Origin of the sequence: Nibrella saemangeumensis, assembly GCF_039541915.1 — a bacterium.
GTDB classification, from domain to species: Bacteria; Bacteroidota; Bacteroidia; order Cytophagales; family Spirosomataceae; genus Nibrella; species Nibrella saemangeumensis.
Genome location: NZ_BAABHD010000024.1, coordinates 184,549 through 206,956 on the forward strand (window position 1 = coordinate 184,549; position 22,408 = coordinate 206,956).

The 22,408-nt window shown below is 54.4% G+C and carries 19 protein-coding genes; 8 read left to right on the forward strand and 11 right to left on the reverse strand.

All coding sequences use genetic code 11. The features are described from left to right. Positions 1-61 precede the first annotated feature (61 nt). The 9 genes from ABD949_RS10780 to ABD949_RS10820 all read right to left on the reverse strand — a co-directional run bounded on the left by ABD949_RS10780 (position 62) and on the right by ABD949_RS10820 (position 9,696). The gene (locus ABD949_RS10780; protein ID WP_345243325.1) at positions 62-1,342 is read right to left on the reverse strand and encodes a sugar isomerase; all 1,281 of its coding nucleotides are present in this window, start codon (positions 1,340-1,342) and stop codon (positions 62-64) included. Between the two features lie 35 nt (positions 1,343-1,377). After that, positions 1,378-2,022 (reverse strand): class I SAM-dependent methyltransferase, encoded by a 645-nt coding sequence (locus ABD949_RS10785; RefSeq protein ID WP_345243326.1) that lies wholly within the window; start codon positions 2,020-2,022, stop codon positions 1,378-1,380. A gap of 113 nt (positions 2,023-2,135) precedes the next feature. Further along, positions 2,136-2,531: a YybH family protein gene (locus tag ABD949_RS10790; protein WP_345243327.1), complete on the reverse strand. Its 396-nt coding sequence runs from the start codon at positions 2,529-2,531 to the stop codon at positions 2,136-2,138. 160 nt (positions 2,532-2,691) lie between these two features. Continuing rightward, positions 2,692-5,013 (reverse strand): glycoside hydrolase family 65 protein, encoded by a 2,322-nt coding sequence (locus ABD949_RS10795; RefSeq protein WP_345243328.1) that lies wholly within the window; start codon positions 5,011-5,013, stop codon positions 2,692-2,694. Positions 5,014-5,087: 74 nt separating this feature from the next. Then, a complete protein-coding gene (locus ABD949_RS10800; RefSeq protein WP_345243329.1) occupies positions 5,088-5,663 on the reverse strand; it encodes a DinB family protein in 576 nt (191 codons plus the stop codon). A gap of 45 nt (positions 5,664-5,708) precedes the next feature. After that, entirely contained in the window at positions 5,709-6,386 is a 678-nt protein-coding gene (gene pgmB, locus ABD949_RS10805) for a beta-phosphoglucomutase (protein WP_345243330.1), read from the reverse strand. Positions 6,387-6,398: 12 nt separating this feature from the next. Continuing rightward, on the reverse strand, positions 6,399-6,836 hold the full coding sequence (locus ABD949_RS10810) for a hypothetical protein (RefSeq protein WP_345243332.1): 438 nt from the start codon (positions 6,834-6,836) through the stop codon (positions 6,399-6,401). A gap of 109 nt (positions 6,837-6,945) precedes the next feature. Then, positions 6,946-7,809 (reverse strand): PIG-L family deacetylase, encoded by an 864-nt coding sequence (locus ABD949_RS10815; RefSeq protein WP_345243334.1) that lies wholly within the window; start codon positions 7,807-7,809, stop codon positions 6,946-6,948. Positions 7,810-7,821: 12 nt separating this feature from the next. After that, the gene (locus ABD949_RS10820) at positions 7,822-9,696 is read right to left on the reverse strand and encodes a glycoside hydrolase family 13 protein (protein WP_345243336.1); all 1,875 of its coding nucleotides are present in this window, start codon (positions 9,694-9,696) and stop codon (positions 7,822-7,824) included. Between the two features lie 294 nt (positions 9,697-9,990). Between ABD949_RS10820 and ABD949_RS10825 the strand changes: the two genes are divergently transcribed. The 6 genes from ABD949_RS10825 (at position 9,991) to ABD949_RS10850 (ending at position 17,196) form a co-directional block, all read left to right on the forward strand. Beyond that, the gene (locus tag ABD949_RS10825; protein WP_345243339.1) at positions 9,991-11,715 is read left to right on the forward strand and encodes an alpha-amylase family protein; all 1,725 of its coding nucleotides are present in this window, start codon (positions 9,991-9,993) and stop codon (positions 11,713-11,715) included. 17 nt (positions 11,716-11,732) lie between these two features. Continuing rightward, positions 11,733-13,301, forward strand: a complete 1,569-nt coding sequence (locus ABD949_RS10830; protein WP_345243341.1) for an MFS transporter — start codon at positions 11,733-11,735, stop codon at positions 13,299-13,301. A gap of 131 nt (positions 13,302-13,432) precedes the next feature. Further along, the gene (locus ABD949_RS10835) at positions 13,433-14,299 is read left to right on the forward strand and encodes an N-acetylmuramoyl-L-alanine amidase-like domain-containing protein (protein ID WP_345243343.1); all 867 of its coding nucleotides are present in this window, start codon (positions 13,433-13,435) and stop codon (positions 14,297-14,299) included. A gap of 62 nt (positions 14,300-14,361) precedes the next feature. Then, a complete protein-coding gene (locus ABD949_RS10840; protein ID WP_345243345.1) occupies positions 14,362-14,643 on the forward strand; it encodes a DUF427 domain-containing protein in 282 nt (93 codons plus the stop codon). A 3-nt stretch (positions 14,644-14,646) separates the two neighbouring features. After that, positions 14,647-15,600, forward strand: coding sequence for an ABC transporter ATP-binding protein (locus ABD949_RS10845; protein WP_345243347.1), 954 nt, complete (start codon positions 14,647-14,649; stop codon positions 15,598-15,600). A 21-nt stretch (positions 15,601-15,621) separates the two neighbouring features. Beyond that, on the forward strand, positions 15,622-17,196 hold the full coding sequence (locus tag ABD949_RS10850; RefSeq protein WP_345243349.1) for an ABC transporter permease/substrate-binding protein: 1,575 nt from the start codon (positions 15,622-15,624) through the stop codon (positions 17,194-17,196). A 56-nt stretch (positions 17,197-17,252) separates the two neighbouring features. Here ABD949_RS10850 and ABD949_RS10855 read toward each other — a convergent pair whose 3' ends face one another. Further along, entirely contained in the window at positions 17,253-18,266 is a 1,014-nt protein-coding gene (locus tag ABD949_RS10855; protein WP_345243351.1) for a GntR family transcriptional regulator, read from the reverse strand. Positions 18,267-18,368: 102 nt separating this feature from the next. On the opposite strand from ABD949_RS10855, the gene bshB1 reads away from it, so the two are divergent. Next, positions 18,369-19,088, forward strand: coding sequence for a bacillithiol biosynthesis deacetylase BshB1 (gene bshB1 / locus ABD949_RS10860; RefSeq protein ID WP_345243353.1), 720 nt, complete (start codon positions 18,369-18,371; stop codon positions 19,086-19,088). Between the two features lie 94 nt (positions 19,089-19,182). On the opposite strand, the gene pdxH is transcribed toward bshB1, so the two are convergent. Next, positions 19,183-19,827 carry a pyridoxamine 5'-phosphate oxidase gene (gene pdxH / locus ABD949_RS10865; protein ID WP_345243355.1) on the reverse strand — a complete coding sequence of 215 codons (645 nt, stop codon included), beginning with the start codon at positions 19,825-19,827 and terminating at the stop codon, positions 19,183-19,185. 89 nt (positions 19,828-19,916) lie between these two features. On the opposite strand from pdxH, the gene ABD949_RS10870 reads away from it, so the two are divergent. Next, the gene (locus ABD949_RS10870) at positions 19,917-22,373 is read left to right on the forward strand and encodes a DUF349 domain-containing protein (RefSeq protein WP_345243356.1); all 2,457 of its coding nucleotides are present in this window, start codon (positions 19,917-19,919) and stop codon (positions 22,371-22,373) included. Positions 22,374-22,408: the final 35 nt, after the last annotated feature.

Genomic DNA, 22,408 nt, shown 5'->3' on the forward strand with positions numbered 1-22,408 from the left:
CTTACGCTAAACCGCCGGGCGGTCCCGTTTAAACCTGAAACATGAAACCTGGAACCTATTATTAAAGACCGGTTGCGACGGCAAGTTTGCCGCGTTTATCAATGAGTTGACGACGAATGTCGAGCTGGCGGTAAAGACCAAGCGGGTTCAGGGCTCCGCCATTACGCCGGATGGCTTCGGCCACCAAAGGCCGGACATCGGCCAGAAAAGGATCTTTCAGCATCTCTTCGGCTCGCACAACGTCGTTAGCCTCCTGAGCGGCAAACAAACCTTTGGTATTAACCAGCAGGGCTTTGGCGTAAGCCGTCATGATGGTCTGCACCGATTGCAGCAAATCTTCCAGCGGGTCTTTGGTGTTGTGGCTGGCATCAATCATGTAAGCAACCGCTGGGTTTTGCACCGCCGAATCCTGAGCCGCCTGCACCAGTTCGCAGAAGATCAGGAACAGCTGAAACGGCTTGATGCTGCCCGTCGTCAGATCATCGTCACCGTACATAGACCCGTTGAAGTGGAACCCACCCAGCCGACCAAAATGTAGCAGCCGGGCTACAATCTGCTCGATGTTCGTATTCGGCAGATGATGCCCCAGATCAACCAGCACCTGTGCATTCGGACCGCAATATTCAGCCAGGCGCAGGGAAGTGCCCCAATCGGGAATAATCATGGAATAGAAATGCGGCTCGTAGGGTTTGTACTCTACCAGCATCGTCCAGTCTTCGGGCATGGCGTTGTAGATGGCCTTCAGCGAATCAGCGGTACGCTGGTAGGCCCGCCGGAAGTGGTGCTGACCGGGAAAGTTGGAGCCATCGGCCAGCCAGACCGTCAGCGTATGGCAGCCCAGTTGCTTCCCATATTCGACTACCTCCATATTATGGTCAATAGCCTGCTGCCGAACCTCGGACTGGGTGTGGCAAAGTGAACCAAATTTATAGGAATGGTTGGCGTCTTTCTGATCCTGAAAAGTATTGGAATTGACGGAGTCAATGGTCAGGTGATGTTCATCCAGCAGGTTTTGGATCGCCTGTACATCCTGCGGGATATCCCAGGGAATATGCAGCGAGATAGAACCGGAAGCGCGGTTAAGGGCGTGCAACAAGCCTACGTCTTCAATCTTCTCTTCCAGCGACCGGGGTTCTCCTCCACCCGGATACCGCCCAAAGCGGGTACCACCGGTGCCCAGCGCCCAACTCGGGATGGCTACCTGATAAGCCTGCAACTGCTGAAGAATATGTTCGGCATCTATTCCTTTCCGATGCAGCCACTCCTGCATATACCCCCAGCGGAAGGCGTGGTCATCGGCTAGTTTTTCGTTATGCTCCTGAATACGTGAGTCGGTTAACATGACTGAGTTTTGGATTTATGCCCGAATAATACGGATTATCCGTTTATCCACCAACCTGTAGTCACCTGTCCACCCACCATTGTCTGCTGTTCGCCTGGCCGTAAACCGGCCTGCTGTAATAAACGGGGCCAGTCGGGCCATTGCCGGGCTTCAATGCCAGCTGTCAGCCTAAAAAACCGATACATTGCATTGAGCAGCCATTGCTGCCACCAGTTACGGGTCTGGACAAAATCACTCACCAGCCAGAGTCCACCCGGCTTCAGCGCCTGATAGAGCCGGGGGATAATCACATCTGCCAGTCGTTCCTCCGTAAACAGGTCGAGAACGAACGGAGTGATGACCACATCAACCGGCTGCTCCATCTGGATGGCCGTTTCATTACCCAACCGAAATGTTACCCGTGCATCTTCTCGAACGAACGCTCTGGCTTTGGTCAGCATTCGTGCTGAAGCGTCGATATAGATGACTTGTTGAGGCTGGCACCGGTGCAGGACCTCCCTGAGTAACCTGCCCGAACCCCCACCGATTATCAGCACTGTAGCCTGAACCGGAAGGCGATGCAGGAAAACGGTTTGCGCCATATGCAATCTGTCACCAAATACCAGCCGGGCCAGGGTATCGTATACCCCGGCTACCCGGTCGAATCCGGCGTCTGGTGATGCAGATTGCGTATATGTCATTTTGCCTGGCAGTTTACGATCAGGATGAATAGAGAACAAAAAAGCAAGGGTATCGATCAGTAGGTTTTCTCTACGAACTCGATACCCGGTCTGGCAAAAACTATTTCGTGAACTTACCCCGGCGACTGGCTGGTGTTCCAGATGTCGCGGTGGAGGAGCCAGCGGTCACCCTGGCGCTTCCAGACTACCACATATTTGCCGTGGTCGAGTTGGTCACCGGTAGCGCTGCTTAGCTCGTAATGACCAATCTCAACGGCGGTATCGCCATAGTCTTCGGCTTCCACGGTCGTGAGTTTGGCTTTAGCCACGCCTATATCCATGGCTCCCTGCCAAAACTGCCCAATCGTTTGTGGCCCTTTTTGTTCGGTGGCACCAGGCGGCAGCAAGGCAGCATCGTTCGTATACAATTTTGACAGTTCCTTGCTGTCCTGCCGGGCAAAAGCGGCTTCAAAAGCATCATTGCCCCGGCGGATCTGGTCTTTGATTGATTCGGTCGTTTGAGTTTGCATAGGAATAGAGGTTTACATTCAGGCAAATGTGCTGACGTTCAGTTCCTTTAGCAATACCACTTTTGGGGTAATTTATTTATCGGAAAGCACTGCGTAAAACCAGATCAAACAACAGAGCCCGGCCAGTCAGCCGGGCTCTGTTCAACATATTGTTTTGAAGTTACGCCAATACTTTCCGGTCTGCTTTCTTACGGCTTTCAGCTTCAATGGTCAGCGGCTCATCATACAACGTAATCGTAACGGGATGGCTGGAGAAGTTCTGCACGGATACGCCCGATTGCGTTACGCTGATCTGGAGTAACGCTCCCCGGAACCGAATCTTGAAGGCCAGTGAATCCCAGTTGTCAGGACAGTACGGATTCAGCCGCAACTGATCGTTTTCCACGCGCAGGCCGCCAAAGCCCTGCACAACCGCCATCCAGGTACCGGCCATGGAGGTAATGTGGCAGCCGTCTTCAGTATCGTTGTTGTAGTCATCGAGGTCAAGCCGGGCGGTACGGAGATACATCTCGTACGCTTTCTCCTTCAGGCCCAGTCTGGCCGCCAGTACGGCGTGAACGCAGGGCGACAGCGATGATTCATGCACGGTCATCGGCTCGTAGAACTCGAAGTTGCGCCGGATAGTCTCCTCATCAAATTCGTCTTCAAAGAAGTACAGGCCCTGCAACACATCGGCCTGCTTGATAATGCACGAACGCAGAATGCGGTCCCACGACCAGTTCTGGTTCAGCGGGCGCTGGCCTTTGGGTATTTCGCTCACCGGCATCAGTTCCTTATCCAGAAAACCCTCCTGCTGCAGGAATACCTGCCGGTTTTCATCGTACGGGAAGTGCATATTATCGATGATCTGCCGGGCCGTCGCCACTTCTTTATCCTCACGGAAGTGAATCCTATCACAGAGGGCGTTGAACTTTTCGGCGTCTAGGCGCTTCGCAATCTCAATGGCTTCCAGCGTATAGCGCAGCGTCCAAACGGCAATGTAGTTGGTGTACCAGTTGTTATTGACGTTGTTTTCGTACTCGTTCGGGCCGGTAACGCCCAGCATCACGTACTGCTGCTTCGCTTCTGACCAGTTGACCCGCTGGCTCCAGAACCGGCTAATGGCAATCAGTACCTCCAGCCCATAATCGACCAGGTACTGCTCGTCGCCGGTGTAGCGCACATAATCATAAATGGCGTGGGCGATGGCTCCGTTGCGGTGGATCTCCTCGAAGGTAATCTCCCACTCGTTGTGACTTTCTTCCCCGTTCATGGTGACCATCGGGTACAGCGCGGCTCCGGCCCGGAAGCCCAGTTTCTGCGCGTTCTCAATGGCCTTGCCCAGATGCCGGTACCGGTACACCAGCAGGTTACGGGCCACTTTCTGGTCGGCGGTAGCGAGGTAGAACGGAAAACAATAGGCTTCGGTATCCCAGTAGGTACTGCCGCCGTATTTCTCGCCGGTGAAGCCTTTGGGGCCGATGTTCAGCCGCTCGTCTTCGCCAGTGTAGGTTTGGTTCATTTGGAAGATATTGAACCGGATGCCCTGCTGCGCGGCAATGTCGCCTTCGATGGTGATGTCGTTCATCTTCCATTTATCCGCCCAGGCCTGCTTCTGCTCAAATTCCATCTTTTCAAAGCCTTTACGCACCACCTGCTTCAGATACTGACGGGTCTCCCGCATCAAGTGGTCAGGGTCGTAGTTGAGCGACGACAGATTGACGGCATACTTGAAGATAACCGTTTCCTGCCCCCGCTGGCAGTCGAGGGTCATGCGGTTGGCTACGTACTTTTCGTACTTGATGGGCTGCGACTGGAAATCGACCCGCTTGCCGTCCTGCTCAATCTCGACGGCCATGCCCGTACACACGTGGAAGCCAGTTTTGCGGGTACGCATTTCAATGAAAGCTTCGCCGTAACCGGTTTCTTTCCGGACCTCATCCCAGAATTTTTCGTCGTAGTTGGCGTCGCGGTTACGGATGTCGCCGTCAATGTACGGCGTGATGGTAATCTTGGCGTCGAAGTTCAGGGGGGTGATGCTGTAGCGGATCGCGCCGGCTTCATCATCAACGATGCTGCAAAAGCGCCTGGCATTGACCTGGAGCTCTTTACCGCTCTTCAGCACGGCCACAAATGACCGCTCCAGGTATCCTTCTTTCATATTCAGCATCCGGCGGAAGCTGCGTACCTCGCAGGTGTTGAGGTCGAGGGATTCGTACTCAATGTCGATGTCGATACCAATCCAGTTGGCAGCATTCAGGACTTTGGCGAAGTATTCAGGGTAGCCGTTTTTCCACCAGCCGACGCGCGTTTTGTCGGGATAATACACCCCGGCCACGTAGTTACCCTGTAGGGACTTGCCCGTAAATTTTTCTTCAAAATTGCCCCGCTGGCCCATTCGCCCGTTGCCGAGGCTCATTACACTTTCGGTAATTTCATTGTACTCGCGGTGAAAGCCTTCTTCGACAATACACCACGGGTCATGCTTCAGGTATTGCTTCATTTCATCACAGGTTATTATATACACATAACGAGAACCCCACGGTTCTCGCATGCTCATTGATACACGTTAACAGATTAGGCTGTTTTGACAAAGGTACTCATTTCTTCTTTTACGCGAAGAGCCTGCCGGATGTGGCGTTCGGTGTGTAAAACTAACATAATCAATGCATCGCCGAGCCGGATTTTTATCCAGTTGCCAAACAAAGACATCATCCGGGTCTTATTCCAGTCGAGGTAAATGGCCTTATCCAGCAAGTCGTGCAGCAATTGTTGCAGTTCAACAAACTGGCTCAGTACGCTTGGCTCATCCAGGTCGGCCCGGGGCCGGATAAGACTTGGAGCCGGGAGTTTCAGGTTGGTATTCGGATCAACCGAATAGCGCAACGCCCGCCCCACCCAGTCCGATTCAATAAGCTGATCAGTTGGCATAGCCTGAATCAGCCCGAGGTCATCTATTTTTTTCTGCAGGTTCCGGATATAGAAACGCTCAGCCAGGTTTAGATGCTGAAGGCATTGACCAATGCTCCAGCGATCAGGTGCCGGTCTCCAGCTCAACTGATCAGGACTAAGCGGCCGGAATTCCGTCTCTACCGTAATCAGTACGGCACGCAGACGATCCTGCAATTGATATGCGGTTTCCAGCTTTTGCATTTTTTTATTGTTTGATGCCCAAGCCAGACGCCCGGCTTAAACAATTCAGTACACATCCAGCCCGGCCGTTCGGTCGAGGCTTTTGAGCAGTTGCGGAACAGTCAGGTGCTCCAGTGAGGGCACCACTATGTCCGCCTGCGTTAACACATCCGGGGAACCAATACCCACGGCGATCATATCCGCCCGTTTGGCTGCGTCGATACCGGCAACAGCATCTTCAAAAACGACACAGTCGGCCGGCGAAACCCCCAGTTCGTCGGCTCCTTTCAGAAACACCTCCGGGTCTGGTTTGCCCCTCGTAATTTTATTACCGTCAATTACCGTACCAAAGGCATCGCTCATGCCGATGCGGTCCAGAATTAGCCGGGCGTTCTTGCTGACGGAGCCCAGTGCCGTTTTGATGCCGGCGTCCCGGACCTGGCTGAAAAAAGCCGGTACACCAGGCAGAATGTCGTTGGGCGTCATGCGGCTGACCAGATCCAGGTACCACTGATTTTTCTGAGCCGCCAGTTCAGCTTTGCGCTCCTCCGGGAGCGTGAGGCCACCATGTTGCAGAATGATCTCCAGCGACTCAACCCGGCTTACGCCTTTTAGCTGTTCGTTAAATTCTTCCGAAATATCGAAGCCCAGTTCGTTGGCCATCCGGCGCCAGGCCTGGTAATGAAAAATAGCGGTGTCGACAATGACACCATCGAGGTCAAACAGAAATGCTTTTATTACCATTATGCGTTTAATTCAGATTGTAATCGGGTATGATTTGGTATTAGAGCAAATTTCGTAACGTCCCTCAATGGCCTTACCATCTACCTGCACACGTTCAATACCCCCGTAGCCTTTGCAACAGCCTTTGGTAGCAAGGTTGTACGTAACATTGATCTCCTTACTGATGCCGTTACCCAGATCTAACCGATAAAGTCCGGATTTGTAAAAAAGGACGAACATAAAGCTTTTATCCGCGCAGCTTTTTTCCATCCGTACGGGATCTCCGGGCGAGTTGAGATACGTTAGCTTAACATTTTTAGCATCAAACTGATCGGTGATATCCTCACCTTTCGCATTTAGGATAGTGAACACAATGTTCTGCTCAAAGAGACAGTCGCAGGCTGGTTTTTCGCAGGACACCTGCATCAGACAGATTATCAGAAATGATAACCAAACGTTTCTATGTTTCATGTGTGGATAGTTTTAGCTCCAATATAAACTGATTCTACTGCTCAGGAGCCATTAATCTTGTAAAGGGTTGTATTTCATCCCTGGTTTAACTTTAATTGTTTTGCGGCAATCAAAAGCCACTCGTCTTCAGCGCGTCAAATAGCTGCCGCACCTGGGTAATACCAGCCTCACCGTTGAGCGCGAAATACCAAAATGTTTCTAAATCGCCCCGGTGCATAGACGAGTTCATGTCGCCACTCTGCGATTTGTGTTCAGCTTTGACCCAGTCGGCCACAATCATGTAGCTATGCTTGTTGTCTTCGCCGAAGGTGCGGGAGCGGTCATATTCAAAAACGGGAGCCGATGCCAGAATCCGCGTTTCCGGAAACCCTTCTAGCTCCGCAAACCGGAAGGTATATCCCTTGTTCATGGCCTGCCCGCCCAGCACTATTGGTTTGCGGCCGGTCATCTGCTGCACCGCCCGCAGGGCCAAAATGGAAGCCGCTTTATGATGAGCATGCTGACCATCGTGCGGGACCATACAGAAGACATAGTCATAATTACCTCTGGATAGAATCTCGTCCAGCCGTCTGGCCACCAGGGCCGCATCCCAGCGCTGCCCGCTCAGGTAAGGCTTCGGGTCCCGGTTGTAGAAGTCGTCGCGCTGGTCGAGAAAAAAGAAGTTGCCAATGCCCATCACCTCGCCCGCCCGCATCATCTCCTTCTTCCGAATGAGGGGCAGATGCTTCCGGCCAATCACCGAATCCAGCATGTTCATGCCATAGTATTTGGAAGCTAACATGCCGTTGAAACCACCGGACGCATCGGTCACCAGCGCCAGATCTGCCGAGCCTTTCAGCTCGCGGGTAATCTTGAAGACCGTAACCGGAAACACGGTTTCGTCGTCGGGGTGGGCCGTAACAATCAATACTTTTGGTCCGGTCTGGGCCAGTACAGGCAGGCAGAAAAGCAGTTGAAGCAGCAGTGCTTTCATACTTCTCATATTCTATTTCATCAACTCCAGCACCACAGCGGTTTTGGCAGGAAGCTTTATGAGCTTCAGGTCACTTACCGTTTCATCGGTCAGCACGTTGCGGCCTTTGGTGAACCCTTTCATGCTGTCAGTAAAGCGGCCGGTATCGAGTCCGATTTCCTTATCGGTTGTATTGGTCGCCACCATCACGGTCTTGTTGTTGTCGTACCGGAAATAGGTATAGAGCCCATCCTGCGGAATATACTGCATCAGCTTTCCCGAGTGCAGCGCGGGGGTCGCCCGGCGGTAGTTGGCCAGCTTCCGCACAAAATCAAAGGCTTCATTTTCCCGCCTGGAGCGACCGGCGGCCGTAAACTTGTTCTCCCGGTCACCCGGGAAGCCCCCCGGAAAATTACGGCGCACTTCAGCATCGGTAGGGTCCTTGAAATTCTTCATCAGGATTTCGGTGCCGTAGTACAGAGAAGGAATACCCCGCGTGGTCAGCAGCCACGTCACGCCCATTTTATACTTGTCCAGATCATCGCCGATAACCGACAGGTAGCGGTTTTCGTCGTGGTTATCCAGATAGGTTACCAGTTTCATCGGGTCGGCATACACGGCGTCCTGCGCCAGCGTCTGATGCACCCGGCTGACCCCCGTATCCCAGCCGAAGTTCTGTTGCAGACCGCCGTTGATGGCGTTGAACAGCGGAAAATCCAGCGTGCTCGGCAGATTGCTTTTGAACGGATAGTTGAGATTATTTTTGACAAAGTACGATAGTCCAGCCGGCGTACTGACCAGCGACTCCCCGAACAGAAGAAGTTTCGGGTATTCGGTCAGCAGCGTCTGGTTGCAGCGATTCATAAACGCCATGTCGTTGTATTTATAGGTATCAATCCGCCAGGCATCCAGGTTAAACAGCTCCGTCGACCAGATGGCGTGCTGAATCAGGTAGTTGGCCAGATACGGATTCCGCTGGTTCAGGTCGGGCAGAAACGGGGTAAACCAGCCATCGAGCATTACCTTCAGATCGGCTGGGGCCGCGTGCGGGTCATAGAGCGACTGCTCTTTGTGGGAGGTATTGGTATAGCTCGACCAAGTATTGAACCAGTCTTTGGTGGGCTGGTCTTTGTAAAACCAGTGGTCGTCGCTGACGTGGTTGTACACGGCATCCTGCACCAGTTTCATCCCCCGCTGGTGCAGGGCCTTGCTAAGCTGCGAATAGGCTTCGTTGCCGCCAAACCGGCGATCAATTTTGTAGTGATCCGTAAAATGGTAGCCGTGGTAGCCCGCCTGCATCCGGTCGGGGCCTTCTTTTTTGAGTAACTCATCATTCTGAATCACCGGGGTCATCCAAAGGGCCGTTACACCCAGATCCTGCAGGTAATCGAGGTGATTGATAATGCCCTGAATGTCCCCGCCATGCCGGAGATACGGATTGTTCGCATCGGCATTCGGGTCGAGCATGTCGGCAAATTTGTCGTTGGCTTCACTGCCGTTGGCAAACCGGTCAGGCATGATCAGGTAGATCAGATCGGCGGGGGTTACACCCAGCGGCTGGTGCGATTTCCGGCGCAGTTCGTAACGGTAAGGCGTCCGGTTGTTGCCGTTGGCAAACGTTAACACCATCGTGCCGGGCTTAGCCGCCGGGGTAATGTCCAGGTCAACAAACAGGTAGTTGGGGTTCTCAACCTTATTCACTTTTTTAAGCCGCACACCCGGATAGGTGAGGCTGACGGTAGAGGAACCGATGTTTTTACCGTATACCAGCAGTTGCAGGTTCGGATTTTTCATGCCGACCCACCAGTTGGTCGGTTCCACCCGCTGAATGGCCGGTGCCTGGGCAAATACAAGTTGCGGCAGAAACACTGCCAGAAAGATAAAAGGAGGAAAAAGGTGTTTTTTCATAGATTATAGGTCATCATAGGATTTACTGAGGCAAAGTTGTCAAAATAAACTAAACGGATTGTAGTTTTGACGCACTCCAGAGGACTTTCATGGTTCGTTTGTAACTTATTTAGTACGAAGAGGTTTGGCTTTTTATCGTACCAAGTTCTATTTTTTCGCTGAATAAGTAAATTCGTACCAAAACCTATGATCTGTATGCCTCCCGGAGCGTTCTCACTTTTCCGCTGTTTATGTATCACGAGCCTGTTGCTGGCCGGCCTATCGGCCTATGCCGGGCCCAGGCCCCGAACGCTTATGAATCCAACGCTTGCCGCTCCTTCCGACAAGATTGTCGTTTACCAGATTTTCACCCGCCTGTTCGGCAACCAGAAAACAACCAACAAACCCTGGGGCACCCGCGACGAAAACGGGGTAGGGAAATTCAACGATATTACGGATAAAGCCCTCAGGGAACTGAAGACCTTCGGGGCCTCGCATGTGTGGTACACGGGCGTGATCGAACACGCGCTGATGACCGACTACTCCGCCTACGGTATTCGAAAAGACCACCCGGCGGTGGTCAAAGGCCGGGCCGGTTCACCCTACGCCATCAAGGATTACTACGATGTCAATCCGGATCTGGCGGTCGACGTAAAAAACCGCATGAAGGAATTCCAGGCCCTGCTGAAGCGGTCGCACGACAACGGGCTGAAGGTGCTCATTGACTTTGTACCCAACCACGTGGCCCGCCAGTACTACTCCGACGCCAAACCCAAAGGCGTGGTGGACCTGGGCGCAAAAGACAATAAAACGAAGGCATTCAGCCCAAGCAACAACTTCTACTACATTCCCGATAAATCGTTTCAGGTGCCGGAGGGGGTCAATCTGCCCGATACCCCGGAGAAGCCTTACGTCGAAAAGCCCGCCAAAGCCACCGGCAACGATGTTTTTTCGGCCCAGCCCAATATCAACGACTGGTACGAGACCATCAAGCTGAACTACGGCGTCGACTACCAGAACAACCGGCAACTGCATTTCAGACCGGTACCGGATACCTGGACTAAGATGCGGGACATTCTGGTATTCTGGGCGAAAAAGGGCGTCGACGGCTTCCGCTGCGACATGGCCGAAATGGTGCCGGTCGAGTTCTGGGGCTGGGCCATTCCGCAGGTGAAGGCCGCCAAACCGGGCATTGTTTTCATCGCCGAAATCTACAACCCACAGCAGTACCGCAACTATATCTTCAACGGTAAATTCGATTACCTCTATGACAAAGTTGGCCTCTATGACTCCGTCCGGCGGCTGATGGAAGGCAAGGGCAATGCCGAAGAAATAACGAAGGTCTGGCAAAATGAATCGGGCGACTTCGCGCAGCATATGCTCCGCTTTCTGGAAAACCACGACGAGCAGCGGATTACAGCCAAAGAATTTGCCGGCAGCCCGTGGGTGGCAGTACCGGCCATGACGCTCTCGGCCACCATGCATACCGGCCCGGTTATGATCTACTTTGGGCAGGAAGTGGGCGTGACCCCTACCAAGGCAGAAGGGTTTCAGGGCGACGACGGCCGCACGACCATTTTTGACTATTGGGGCATTCCGGAGTTTCAGGCCTGGGTCAACGGCGGTAAGTTCGACGGGGGTAAGCTAACCAAAGACCAGAAAGAACTGCGGGCCTTTTACCAGCAACTGCTGCAACTGGTCAACACCAGCGACGCCATCCGGACCGGCGGCTTTTACGACCTGCAATACGCCAACAACAATAACCAGAGCGCCGGCTACAATGCAGGCCGACTGTACAGCTACCTGCGGCATTCAGGCAACCAGAAGCTGCTCATCATCTGCAACTTCGATCGGGATATAGCCGCAAAGACCAGCATCCGAATTCCGGCCGAAGCCTGGCAGGCGATGAAAATGGACGGTTCCAAAACATATCAGTTCAACGATATATTTCGGACCAAAACCAGGTTACAGGCGAAGGCCGATAGCCCCATTCCGGTAGAGTTGCCCCCGCTGGGTGTGCTGGTGCTGGAGATAAAATAACTATTAACTAAACCTATATGGCATCTCCTACTTCAACCTCAACCCCCGCCGGGACGCGCCGGAAGCCGCTGCTCAGCTTCTGGCAGATCTGGAACATGAGTTTTGGCTTTCTGGGTATTCAGTTCGGCTTTGCCCTTCAGAACGCCAACGTCAGCCGGATCTTTGAAACGCTCGGTGCCAACATTGACGATATCCCCATCCTCTGGGTAGCCGCTCCGCTCACGGGTCTGATTGTGCAGCCCATCATCGGTTATTTCAGCGACCGTACCTGGACACGATTAGGTCGTAGGCGGCCCTATTTTCTGGCCGGGGCAATTTTGTCAACGGCCGCGCTGTTTTTCATGCCCAACTCGCCGGTGCTGTGGATAGCCGCCCTGACGCTCTGGATTATGGATGCATCCATCAACATTTCGATGGAGCCGTTCCGGGCGTTTGTGGGCGATAATCTGCCGTCGGAGCAGCGTACGGCTGGTTTTGCCATGCAGAGCTTCTTTATTGGTACCGGTGCTGTGGTGGCTTCGGCACTCCCCTACATGATGACGAACTGGTTTGGTGTCTCCAATGAAGCCCCGGCCGGCATTATTCCCAACTCGGTGAAGTGGTCGTTCTACATTGGTGGAGTGGTATTCCTGCTGGCAGTACTCTGGACCGTGTTCCGCTCCCACGAATATTCGCCGGAGGAGCTGCAAGCCTTCGGGGAGCATGCTGAAGACCACTCCGATGTAGCCGCGTACGGCGATCCGGCCATGTATGTTGCTACCGGTGGCCGGCAGATTCGCTACGGACTCATTGCGGTGGTACTCGGTCTTGCGTTAACCTACTGGCTCTCTACCCAAACGCTGAATAAGGAGTTATACATCTTTTCTTCCGGAATGCTCATTATCGGATTGCTGTTTGCCATTGCCGGTATGCTTCAGCGAAGCGGGAATCACCAGAACAGCTTCGTTACCATCATCAACGATCTGGGCAATATGCCCGCGACCATGAAGCAACTGGCGGTGGTACAGTTTTTCTCCTGGTTCGCCCTGTTTGCCATGTGGATTTACACCACAGCGGCCGTCACCAGTTACATCTACGGCACTACCGATACTACGTCCAAAGTCTACAACGACGGTGCCGACTGGGTAGGCGTTTGCTTTGCCGCCTACAGCGCTATTTCGGCGCTTGTGGCTTTTGCCATTCCGGTGATGGCCCGGCGCACGAGCCGGAAGTTTACCCATATGATCTGTCTGTTCTGTGGAGGCCTGGGGCTGCTCTCGTTCTTTGTTATCAGCAATCCTAATTACCTGCTGCTGTCGATGGTAGGTGTGGGGATAGCCTGGGCCAGTATTTTGTCAATGCCGTACGCCATGCTGGCGGGAGCCCTGCCGGCCAACAAAATGGGGTACTTTATGGGGGTATTCAACTTCTTCATTGTTATCCCGCAGATCGTAGCCGCGGCCCTGCTGGGTTTTCTGGTTACCGCCTTTTTCAACGGACAGCCGATTTACGCGCTATTGCTGGGCGGAATCTCCATGATCCTGGCCGGTTTGCTCTCGCTGCGGGTTACCGACCGCGACGATGTGCGGGTTAAGGCGTCCGTTTGAAACCAGAATAGCTTTCTGAACAGTTTTGCTTAAGAACAGGTTAAAATACGACCATATGCGCAGAAGCGGGCGAATTTTTCAGTCCGCTTTTGTATTTTCGTGGGCTTCTATGCTTAACCTGACTAAGAAAAATGGCCAAAACGTTTGGTACGCTTTTCCTCCTTTTCCACCTGTATTTTACTGCTTTTAGCCAGGAGCCCATCGTTTCTGATATTCGTCAGGTAACGGTCACTGTCGGAAAAACGCCGGCAGAAACCGCCGTTACCATTGGCAAAACATTGATCGGACGGCCCTACGTAGCCCATACCCTGGACCGCAGTCCAGAGGAGAAACTGGTCGTTAACTTCCGGGAGTTTGACTGCACCACCTTCCTTGAAACGACGCTTGCGCTGGCACTTGGCTGGCACGAACTGAGCGACAAGCAGAACCTTAACCAGTACGACGAGCTTTTTCAGAAAAACCTGACCCGAATCCGGTATCGCAACGGCGTTATTAACGGCTATGCCAGCCGGCTACACTACTTTTCGGAGTGGCTGATGGACAACGAACGGCAGGGCCTGATCCACGACATTACCGGCGAAATTGGCGGCATCCAGGTATCAAAACCAGTGTCGTACATGACCGCCTGCACCTGGAAGTATCCCAAACTGAGCGACTCGACCGTGTACCGGCAAATCGCCCAATGCGAAGCAGCCATTAGCCAGCAGTCATTCTGGTTTATCCCCAAGAAGCAGATTCGCGCCATTGAGAGCCGGCTGAAGGATGGCGATATTGTGATGCTGACCGCGGCCCGGACAGGTCTGGACATGAAACACGTTGGCTTTGTGGTGTGGCAGAACGGTCGCCCCTACCTCCTGCATGCCTCCTCCGAATACGGCGAAGTGATGATTACGAAGCAACCACTGGCCGATTATGTCCAGGCAAATAAATCCTTCTCGGGCATTCGCGTAGCCCGGCTGAACGAGCAGGTACCGGCCATGTCGGCGCGGGCGCAGTAAGCAGAATTGAAACCTTTTTTGCTACCTTCCGTTCCGGTAATACACAATACTGACAACCTGTTATGAAAGCCATCTGGAACGGAACGGTTATCGCCGAGAGCGATGATACCGTCGTGGTCGAACGCAACCACTACTTCCCCAAAAACGCCATTAAGTCGGAGTATTTTCAAGCCAGTCAGACGCATACCACCTGCCCCTGGAAAGGAGTGGCGTCGTACTACACGCTGGCGGTGAACGGCCAAACCAACCCCGACGCGGCCTGGTACTATCCCGAGCCTAAAGAAGCGGCCAGGGAAGTCAAAGACCGGGTGGCGTTCTGGAAAGGTGTTCGCGTCGAGGAGTAGCCCATGCTCACGGTCCAGCACCTGACCAAGCGGTATCCTAACCATACTGCCGTCGATGAGGTATCATTTTCGGTCCGCGAGGGCGAAACGCTGGTTCTACTGGGCACCAGCGGCTGCGGCAAAACAACCACCCTCAAGATGATTAACCGGCTCATTGAGCCTACCGCCGGCCGGGTTGACCTGAACGGCACCGACATCCGCCGGCAGAACGTTCATGACCTCCGGCGTACCATCGGCTACGTCATCCAAGAAACCGGGCTGTTCCCGCATTACACCATCGCCCAGAATATAGCCGTAGTCCCCCAACTGCTCGGCTGGGCCGACCAGCGCATTCGGCAGCGGACAGCGGAGTTGCTTGCCATGCTGCACCTGCCGGAGGCCAGCCTGCACCAGTACCCCGACCAGTTGAGCGGTGGTCAGCGGCAGCGGGTCGGGCTGGCCAGGGCGCTGGCGGCCGACCCACCCGTGGTACTGATGGACGAACCACTGGGCGCGCTCGACCCCGTTACCCGCGCCAGCATCCGGCGGGAGTTCCGGCACCTGGACGCCCTCCGGCAAAAAACCATTGTGATGGTTACCCACGACGTGCAGGAAGCGTTTGAACTCGGCGACCGCGTCTGTCTGATGGATAAGGGCCGTATCCAGCAAATCGGCACGCCCAAAGAGCTGCTGCTCCGTCCGGCCAATGACTTTGTCCGGCGTTTCTTCGATGACCAGCGCCTGACGCTGCAACTCCAGACCGTTACGCTACAGGACCTGCTGCCCCTGCTCGCTACTTACCAGCCGATGCCGTCCGATACCCTACTATTACCGCCGGACACCAGCGTATCGGATGCGCTTAAAGCGATGGCTGAAGGCCAGACCGCTGCGGTTCAACTGGCCGATGTCGTTGGGCCGCTAACCAGCCAGAACCTGCTGAGTGCCTTTGGGCAATGGCGGCAATCCCCTCCCTCCTGACCTGTTCTCATCCCTCCCACCGTGAACGACTTTCTGACCTTCATCTCCGAACAAGCGGGCAAGCTGGCCGAGCAGACGCTGATCCACCTGGGCCTGACGGGCCTGTCGCTGCTGATTGCCCTGCTTGTCGGCCTTCCGCTGGGTATTCTTATCACCCGCTATAACCGGGCCGCTACGCTGGTGCTGGGCATTGCCGGCGTTCTCCAGACGGTGCCAAGCATTGCGCTGCTGGGCTTTCTGATTCCGGTACTGGGCATCGGCGTCTGGCCCGCCATTGTCGCCCTGTTCCTTTACGCGCTGCTGCCCATTATCCGCAATACCTACGTCGGTATACGCGAGGTCAGTTCTACCTTGAAAGAAGCGGCACTGGGTATGGGCATGACCGACTGGCAGGTACTGACCAGGGTAGAATTACCGCTGGCCCTGCCGGTCATTTTCGCGGGGGTCCGCACGGCGGCCGTTATCAACGTGGGTGTCGCCACGCTGGCGGCCTACATTGCGGCCGGGGGCCTGGGAGAGTTTATTTTCGGCGGCATTGCGCTCAACAACGTCAACATGATTCTGGCCGGGGCCATACCGGCTGCGCTGCTGGCGGTACTGGTGGATGCGGGACTGGCGCGGCTGCAACGGCTACGGCTGGCTCGTTTCCGTCGGGCTGCGCTGCTTTTTGGCTTGCTTTTGCCGGTGCTCTCGGCATTTTACCTCATTCCAAAAGCCAGTCAGACAAAGCTGCTGGCGGGGTTTGCGCATGAGTTTATCGGACGGGCCGACGGGTATCCGGGGCTTGTTAAAACCTATGGTCTCAACGTTTCGACGCGGCTGCTGGACCAGAACCTGATGTACGAGGCCATTCACCGGAAGCAGGTCGACATCATCAGCGGCTACTCCACCGACGGCCGGCTCAAAGCGTATAACCTGCGCGTATTGACCGACGACAAAAACTCGTTCCCGCCCTACTATGCCGCTCCGCTCGTGCGGCAGGTCACCCTACAGAACCATCCCGAGCTTCAGTCGGTGCTTGACCTGCTCGCGGGAAAGCTGACCGACTCCGTAATGACCGGGCTAAACTACCGCGTAGACTACCTCCACCAATTGCCAGAGCAGGTAGCCATCGATTTTCTGAAGCAAACCAGATTATGGAGCGAAAAGGCACCCGGCTCCCGCACCGGCCAGCTTGTGGTCGGATCAAAGATCTTTTCGGAGCAGTACATCCTGGCCGAGATCATTCGCCATCTGGTAGAGGGGCATACGCGTTTACAGGTCATCACCAAAACCGGTTTGGGCGGTACCAAACTCTGCTTCGACGCCCTCCGCGCCGGTGCCATCGACCTCTACCCGGAGTATATTGGCACCGGGCTGCTGGTCATTCTACAGCCTAATCAGGCTACGCTTGATTCGCTGAAAGGCAACCCAGAGGCCGTGTACCAGTACGTAGCCAGGGAATTTCGTAAGCGCTACGCCCTCAACTGGCTACCACCCCTTGGCTTCAACAACACCTACGCGCTGGTGATGCGGGATCAGCAGGCTGGTGTGTTAGGCATCCGGACTATTTCGGAGTTGAAGGGATATTTAAAGAGTGAGAGAGCGAAAGAGTGATAGAGTGATTGGCTTCGCCAGGGTAACGCTCATTCACTCATTCACTCTTTCACTCTTTACAGCGAATTCCGCCGGATCAATTGAAAGGGGTTCTTAATCTTCTCCTGCCGGTGCTGCTGCATCAGTTGAGCGGCCGTAATCCCCATCTGCTCGTGATCGGTGGAGATAACGGTAATGCCATCGGCCAGCACTTCCTTTAAGGGGGTATCGTTGAACGCTAAGACACCAACATCCCGGCCCAGTTGCAGCTTACGCTGCTTGGCCTGGCGGACCAGTTCGGCCAGGTCCGAATCTTCGAGGACTGCGTATACAGTTTCGGCTTCCAGCAGGGTCCCGGTTAAGGTATCCAGTTGCCGGAATTCCATTTTGTTGTGGACGCAGAAGTTGCGAAACCCCCGAATGATTTCCTTGGGGTAATACACATCTCTGGGAAACACCAGTGTCATGTTCCGGTACTTCTCCAGCAGATCACGGCCCGACTCCAGCGCCTTGTACGCATCTCGGTCAAACTCCTGATAGACAGCCGAATGAGAAGTCTTCAGATCAGGCAGATCTTTATCCAGCAGCACCAGTTGATTGGCCGGAATCTGCTCCAGCAGCCGGAGCACGTTCACCTGCTCGGTATCCTCGTAGAAATGCGGCATGACCACGTAGTAGCTGTACTGCCCCAGGTTCTCTTCGAGCAAGGTCTTGAACCGCTGAGCACTGTGGTGATGCAGCCGCAGATCAATGATGGCGTTCGAGCCAAGGGTATTCAGCAGCGCGTAATACACCATTTTCTTATACGCACTCAGTTTGTTGATCAGCAACAGCACCCGTATCTGGCCCGGACTGTCGAGCCGGACAAAAAAGCCCTTACCCCGAACCGCCTGGATAATACCCTCCTTCTTCAGCACATTATACGCCTTCTCAACGGTATCTCTGGCCAGGTAATATTCTTCGCTGAACTCGTTAATCGAGGGTAATTGCTCATTTCGCTTCAGGGTACCCTGTTCAATACCTTTCACCACTGCCTCCACAATCTGCCGGTATTTGGGCACGCTCGATTTTTCGTCAACGGTGAATAGCATAGCGGTAAAAATTTATTACGCAGTTTTTGGGGCTGCTATATACTTGTTTCGGGTTTAATAGGAAACTTTACAGCCGTAAAAGACAAAAAACAGACCGATTTAATGAAGGTAGACGTACTGGCGATTGCTGCCCACCCCGACGATACGGAAATGAGTTGTGGCGGAACAATCTTATCACTCATTGCGCAGGGGAAAACGGTAGCGGCCGTTGACCTGACCCAGGGCGAACTCGGTACCAGGGGTACGCCCGAGATTCGATTGCAGGAAGCCGCCGAGGCCAGTAAAATTCTGAAGCTGGCCGCCCGCGAAAACATGGGATTTTGCGACGGCTTTTTCCGCAACGATGAAGAACACCAGATGGCCCTCATCCCGATCATCCGCCATTACCGACCCGATATTGTGCTGACCAACACCGTCGACGACCGTCATCCCGACCACGGCCGGGCCGCCGAACTGGTCTACGAAGCCTGTTTTTACGCTGGATTACGACGTATAGAAACGACCGGGCGCGATGGGCAGCCGCAGGAAGCCTGGCGACCGAAATTCGTCTACCATTTCATCCAGGACCGATCCCTGAAGCCCACTTTTGTGGTGGATATTTCCGACTATTGGGAAGGCAAACTGGAATCCATTCGGGCGTTCAGGAGCCAGTTTTACGACCCCAACAGCGATGAGCCGGAAAGCTATATTTCCAGCCGGGATTTCTGGGATTTCCTGGAAGCCCGCGCCCGCGAGTTCGGGCATCAGATCGGTGCCAAGTTCGGCGAAGGCTACGTGAGCCACCGGATGCTGGGGGTGAAGAATTTGTTTGAGCTTTATTAGCGTGGGGTTTTCATCAGGCAGTTTGCAGTGAGCAGTAGGCAGAAAATGAGACCCGGCATATCTGCCTACTGCAAACTGCTTACTGCCCACTCCCTTAGGGTGCCAACCGCTCAATCACCCACCTGGCTTCGCCGTCGAGACGGTAGCGGATGCGGTCATGCAGGCGGCTGGGACGGCCCTGCCAGAACTCAACGGTATCGGGCATGAGCCGGAAACCGCCCCAGTGAGGGGGACGGGGCACATCCTGCCCGGCAAATCGTCCTTCCAATTCGCGCCAGTTATCTTCCAGCACCTGCCGGCCGGCGATCACTTCGCTCTGGTGCGACACCCAAGCACCGATCTGGCTACCCCGTGGCCGCACCCGGAAATAGGCATCGGATTCTTCGTCGCTCACCTTCCCAACATGGCCCTCAATGCGCACCTGCCGCTCCAGCTCCGGCCAGAAGAACGTCAGGGCCGCAACCGGTTGGCCGGTCAGCTCACTTCCCTTGCGGCTGGTGTAATTGGTATAGAAGACAAAGCCGCCTTCGCTGAGCTCTTTCAGCAGCACAATACGACCCGCCGGACGCCCATCGGCCGATACCGTACTCAGGTGCATGGCGTTCGGCTCGGGTACGCCCGCCTGCAACGCAGCCTCAAACCAGCGGGTAAATTGCGGCACCGGATCGGGTAAAACATCTGCTACATCGAATCCGTTTAATGTATATTCCCTCCGTAAATCAGCAAGTACGGTCGACATATTATTCTATTTAAGTGCCATTCAGGCATAAACCTACCAGAGAACCGGCTTTTTTTTTACTTTTGCAAAAGTAATTGGTACGCTACCACATGGCAAACGAAGAACAGGAAATTAACCAGCAAAAGGATTTGACGCCACCGCCAACCGATATGCTGGATCCGAATGCAACAGAGGACGCTGCTAACGCATCTGCCGAGGCTGGGGAAAACCCCACCGGTTCGACAGACGTGGAAGCAACGGAGGAAACCACTATGCAACCAACCCAACCCGAAACCGATACAAATTTACCGGAGGATGTAACGCCGGCAACTGCTCCCAACGCGGAGACAGACAGCTCCGTTACAGCCGACGAAACTACCCCAATAACGGAGGAAGCAGCTGTGCCCGAAGCGGCTGATGTGACCAGTACCTCCGAGGATAGTGCCCCACTGGATAGTGCCACACTGGAAAGTGCTCTCCAGGAACAGGACGTTACTGCTCAGGAAGAAACAGCGCCGGAAGCCACCGCACCGGAGAGTGCCGCCCAGGAAGAGACAGCGCCGGAAGCTGCCGCACCCGCGCAGGTGGGTGATGAGCCGACAGCCGAATCCGAATCTGATGCTCCGTCGGCCGATAGTGAAACTCCTGTTCCAGCGGCAGCCGCCGAAGCACCATCCGGCTCGACGGACGAACCGGCAGAGCCAGGGACGGAGGCTCTCGATCCGGCCGTGGCCGAAGAAATTACCGCCGATTATTCGCAGGCAGACATGGAGACTGCCGAAGAGACCACCGCTGCGCCTTCGGAAGATTACAGCCACTATTCGAAAGAAGACTTTGTGGCGCTGCTGGAAAAGCGGCTGGACTCATTGAAAGGCGAATCGGTAACCCCATCCGACTACAAGAAAGCCGATGAGGTGCTGAAAGAAGTCCGGCCGCTGTTTGACCAGATCAAGCAGGCGGATCGGGAATCGGCGCAGCAGAAGTATGTAGACGAGAACGGCTCCGAAGAAGGATTCGAATTCAAATACGATGAAACCATCCAGCGCTTCGATAGTCTGTATAAGCAGATTAAAGCGCAGAAAAATAACTACTTCCAGCAGCTCGACAAAGCTAAGGACGCCAACTTCGCCACTAAGACCGAGTTACTGCGTCGCCTGCGCGAACTGGTGGAGGCCGACGAAAACAATGCCGGTGATCCCAAATCGAGCTGGAACGAGTTCAAGCAGATCCAGGAAGAATGGAAATCGGCGGGCAATATCAACTCCCCGCACAACGCTACGTTATGGGCTACCTACCACGCGCTGGTAGACCGGTATTACAGCAACCGCAACATCTACTTCGAACTGAAGGAGCTTGACCGGAAAAAAAACCTGACGCTGAAGACCGAAGTCATTGAGAAGGTAGAGGCCATGGCCAAAGACTCCTCGGAGAAGCCGGTTACCCGCCAGACCATCGACGAAGCCAACGCCCTGTTTGAAGAGTACAAGCACATTGGTCCGGCCCCGAAGGCCGATCAGGAAGCGCTCTGGCAGCGCATGAAGCTGGCCCTCGACACGCTGTATGACAAGCGTCGGGAGCAGTCAGAGGAGCAGCGGAAAGAATCGGCACAGTTGTACGAAGAGAAATCGAAGCTGTACGAAGACCTGGTGCCGTTTACCTCATTTACCTCCAACAGCATCAACGACTGGAACGACAAGACCAAAGAGGTCATGTCCATTCAGGAGCGCTGGAACAACTTGCGTGGCCCGATGCCCCGCGAAGAAGGCAAAGAGCTGAGCAAGAAGTTCTGGGCGGCTCTGAAGTCGTTTTTCCACAACAAAGGAGAGTTCTTCAAGCAGCTTGAATCCAAGCGGGAACAGAACCTCCAGCAGAAGGTGTCGCTCTGCGAGCAGGTAGAGGGCATTCTGGAGTCGGGCGACGAATCGCCGGAAGCTACCCAGAAGGTCATTGAATTGCAGCGTCAGTGGAAAACCATCGGTCAGGTACCCGAGAAACAAAAGAACAGTATTTTCGAGCGATTCAAAACGGCCTGCGATGCCTTCTTTAATCGGAAGCGGTCGAAGAACCAGGCGGTAGAGAAAGAGTTTGAAGAAAACCTGGCGAAGAAGGTAGCCCTCTGCGAGCGCATTGAAGCAGCCGCGAAGGAAGGTGCTGATCTGTCGAACCTGAACGAGTTCAAGCGCGAATGGGCCAGCATCGGCTTTGTGCCGAAGAAAGATATGCAGACGATCCAGAAGCGGTACATCAACGCTATCAACGCGCTGGTGGGCTCGACCGGTAAGCTGTCGTCGAAGGAGAAGGAGCGCGTGATGCTCGAAAACGAAGCCGAACTGGCCCGCGAGGGCGGAGGTGGCGGCCGCGAGCTGTACAAGCGGGAGGGTGACATTCGCCGGCGTATTACGGCGCTGGAGAACGACATTGCCACGTACCGCAACAACATCGAGTTTTTTGCCCGCTCAAAAGGAGCCGACAAACTCCGCGCCGACATCGATCGGAAGATCGATGCCGCCCAGAAGCAGGTCGACGAATTACGTCACCAGCTCAAGGTAATTCAACAGGCTCAGTAACAATACTTTTAGTGGCCACTGACGTCAAAAATGTG

What these genes read in the sequence shown, in the direction of transcription:
- ABD949_RS10870 (WP_345243356.1), top strand. Translation starts at nt 19,917, where the DNA reads ATGGCAAACGAAGAACAGGAAATTAACCAGCAAAAGGATTTGACGCCA.
- ABD949_RS10780 (WP_345243325.1), bottom strand. Translation starts at nt 1,342, where the DNA reads ATGTTAACCGACTCACGTATTCAGGAGCATAACGAAAAACTAGCCGAT.
- ABD949_RS10795 (WP_345243328.1), bottom strand. Translation starts at nt 5,013, where the DNA reads ATGAAGCAATACCTGAAGCATGACCCGTGGTGTATTGTCGAAGAAGGC.
- pgmB (WP_345243330.1), bottom strand. Translation starts at nt 6,386, where the DNA reads ATGGTAATAAAAGCATTTCTGTTTGACCTCGATGGTGTCATTGTCGAC.
- ABD949_RS10845 (WP_345243347.1), top strand. Translation starts at nt 14,647, where the DNA reads ATGCTCACGGTCCAGCACCTGACCAAGCGGTATCCTAACCATACTGCC.
- ABD949_RS10825 (WP_345243339.1), top strand. Translation starts at nt 9,991, where the DNA reads ATGAATCCAACGCTTGCCGCTCCTTCCGACAAGATTGTCGTTTACCAG.
- ABD949_RS10790 (WP_345243327.1), bottom strand. Translation starts at nt 2,531, where the DNA reads ATGCAAACTCAAACGACCGAATCAATCAAAGACCAGATCCGCCGGGGC.
- bshB1 (WP_345243353.1), top strand. Translation starts at nt 18,369, where the DNA reads ATGAAGGTAGACGTACTGGCGATTGCTGCCCACCCCGACGATACGGAA.
- ABD949_RS10785 (WP_345243326.1), bottom strand. Translation starts at nt 2,022, where the DNA reads ATGACATATACGCAATCTGCATCACCAGACGCCGGATTCGACCGGGTA.
- ABD949_RS10830 (WP_345243341.1), top strand. Translation starts at nt 11,733, where the DNA reads ATGGCATCTCCTACTTCAACCTCAACCCCCGCCGGGACGCGCCGGAAG.
- ABD949_RS10835 (WP_345243343.1), top strand. Translation starts at nt 13,433, where the DNA reads ATGGCCAAAACGTTTGGTACGCTTTTCCTCCTTTTCCACCTGTATTTT.
- pdxH (WP_345243355.1), bottom strand. Translation starts at nt 19,827, where the DNA reads ATGTCGACCGTACTTGCTGATTTACGGAGGGAATATACATTAAACGGA.
- ABD949_RS10820 (WP_345243336.1), bottom strand. Translation starts at nt 9,696, where the DNA reads ATGAAAAAACACCTTTTTCCTCCTTTTATCTTTCTGGCAGTGTTTCTG.
- ABD949_RS10855 (WP_345243351.1), bottom strand. Translation starts at nt 18,266, where the DNA reads ATGCTATTCACCGTTGACGAAAAATCGAGCGTGCCCAAATACCGGCAG.
- ABD949_RS10800 (WP_345243329.1), bottom strand. Translation starts at nt 5,663, where the DNA reads ATGCAAAAGCTGGAAACCGCATATCAATTGCAGGATCGTCTGCGTGCC.
- ABD949_RS10815 (WP_345243334.1), bottom strand. Translation starts at nt 7,809, where the DNA reads ATGAAAGCACTGCTGCTTCAACTGCTTTTCTGCCTGCCTGTACTGGCC.
- ABD949_RS10810 (WP_345243332.1), bottom strand. Translation starts at nt 6,836, where the DNA reads ATGAAACATAGAAACGTTTGGTTATCATTTCTGATAATCTGTCTGATG.
- ABD949_RS10840 (WP_345243345.1), top strand. Translation starts at nt 14,362, where the DNA reads ATGAAAGCCATCTGGAACGGAACGGTTATCGCCGAGAGCGATGATACC.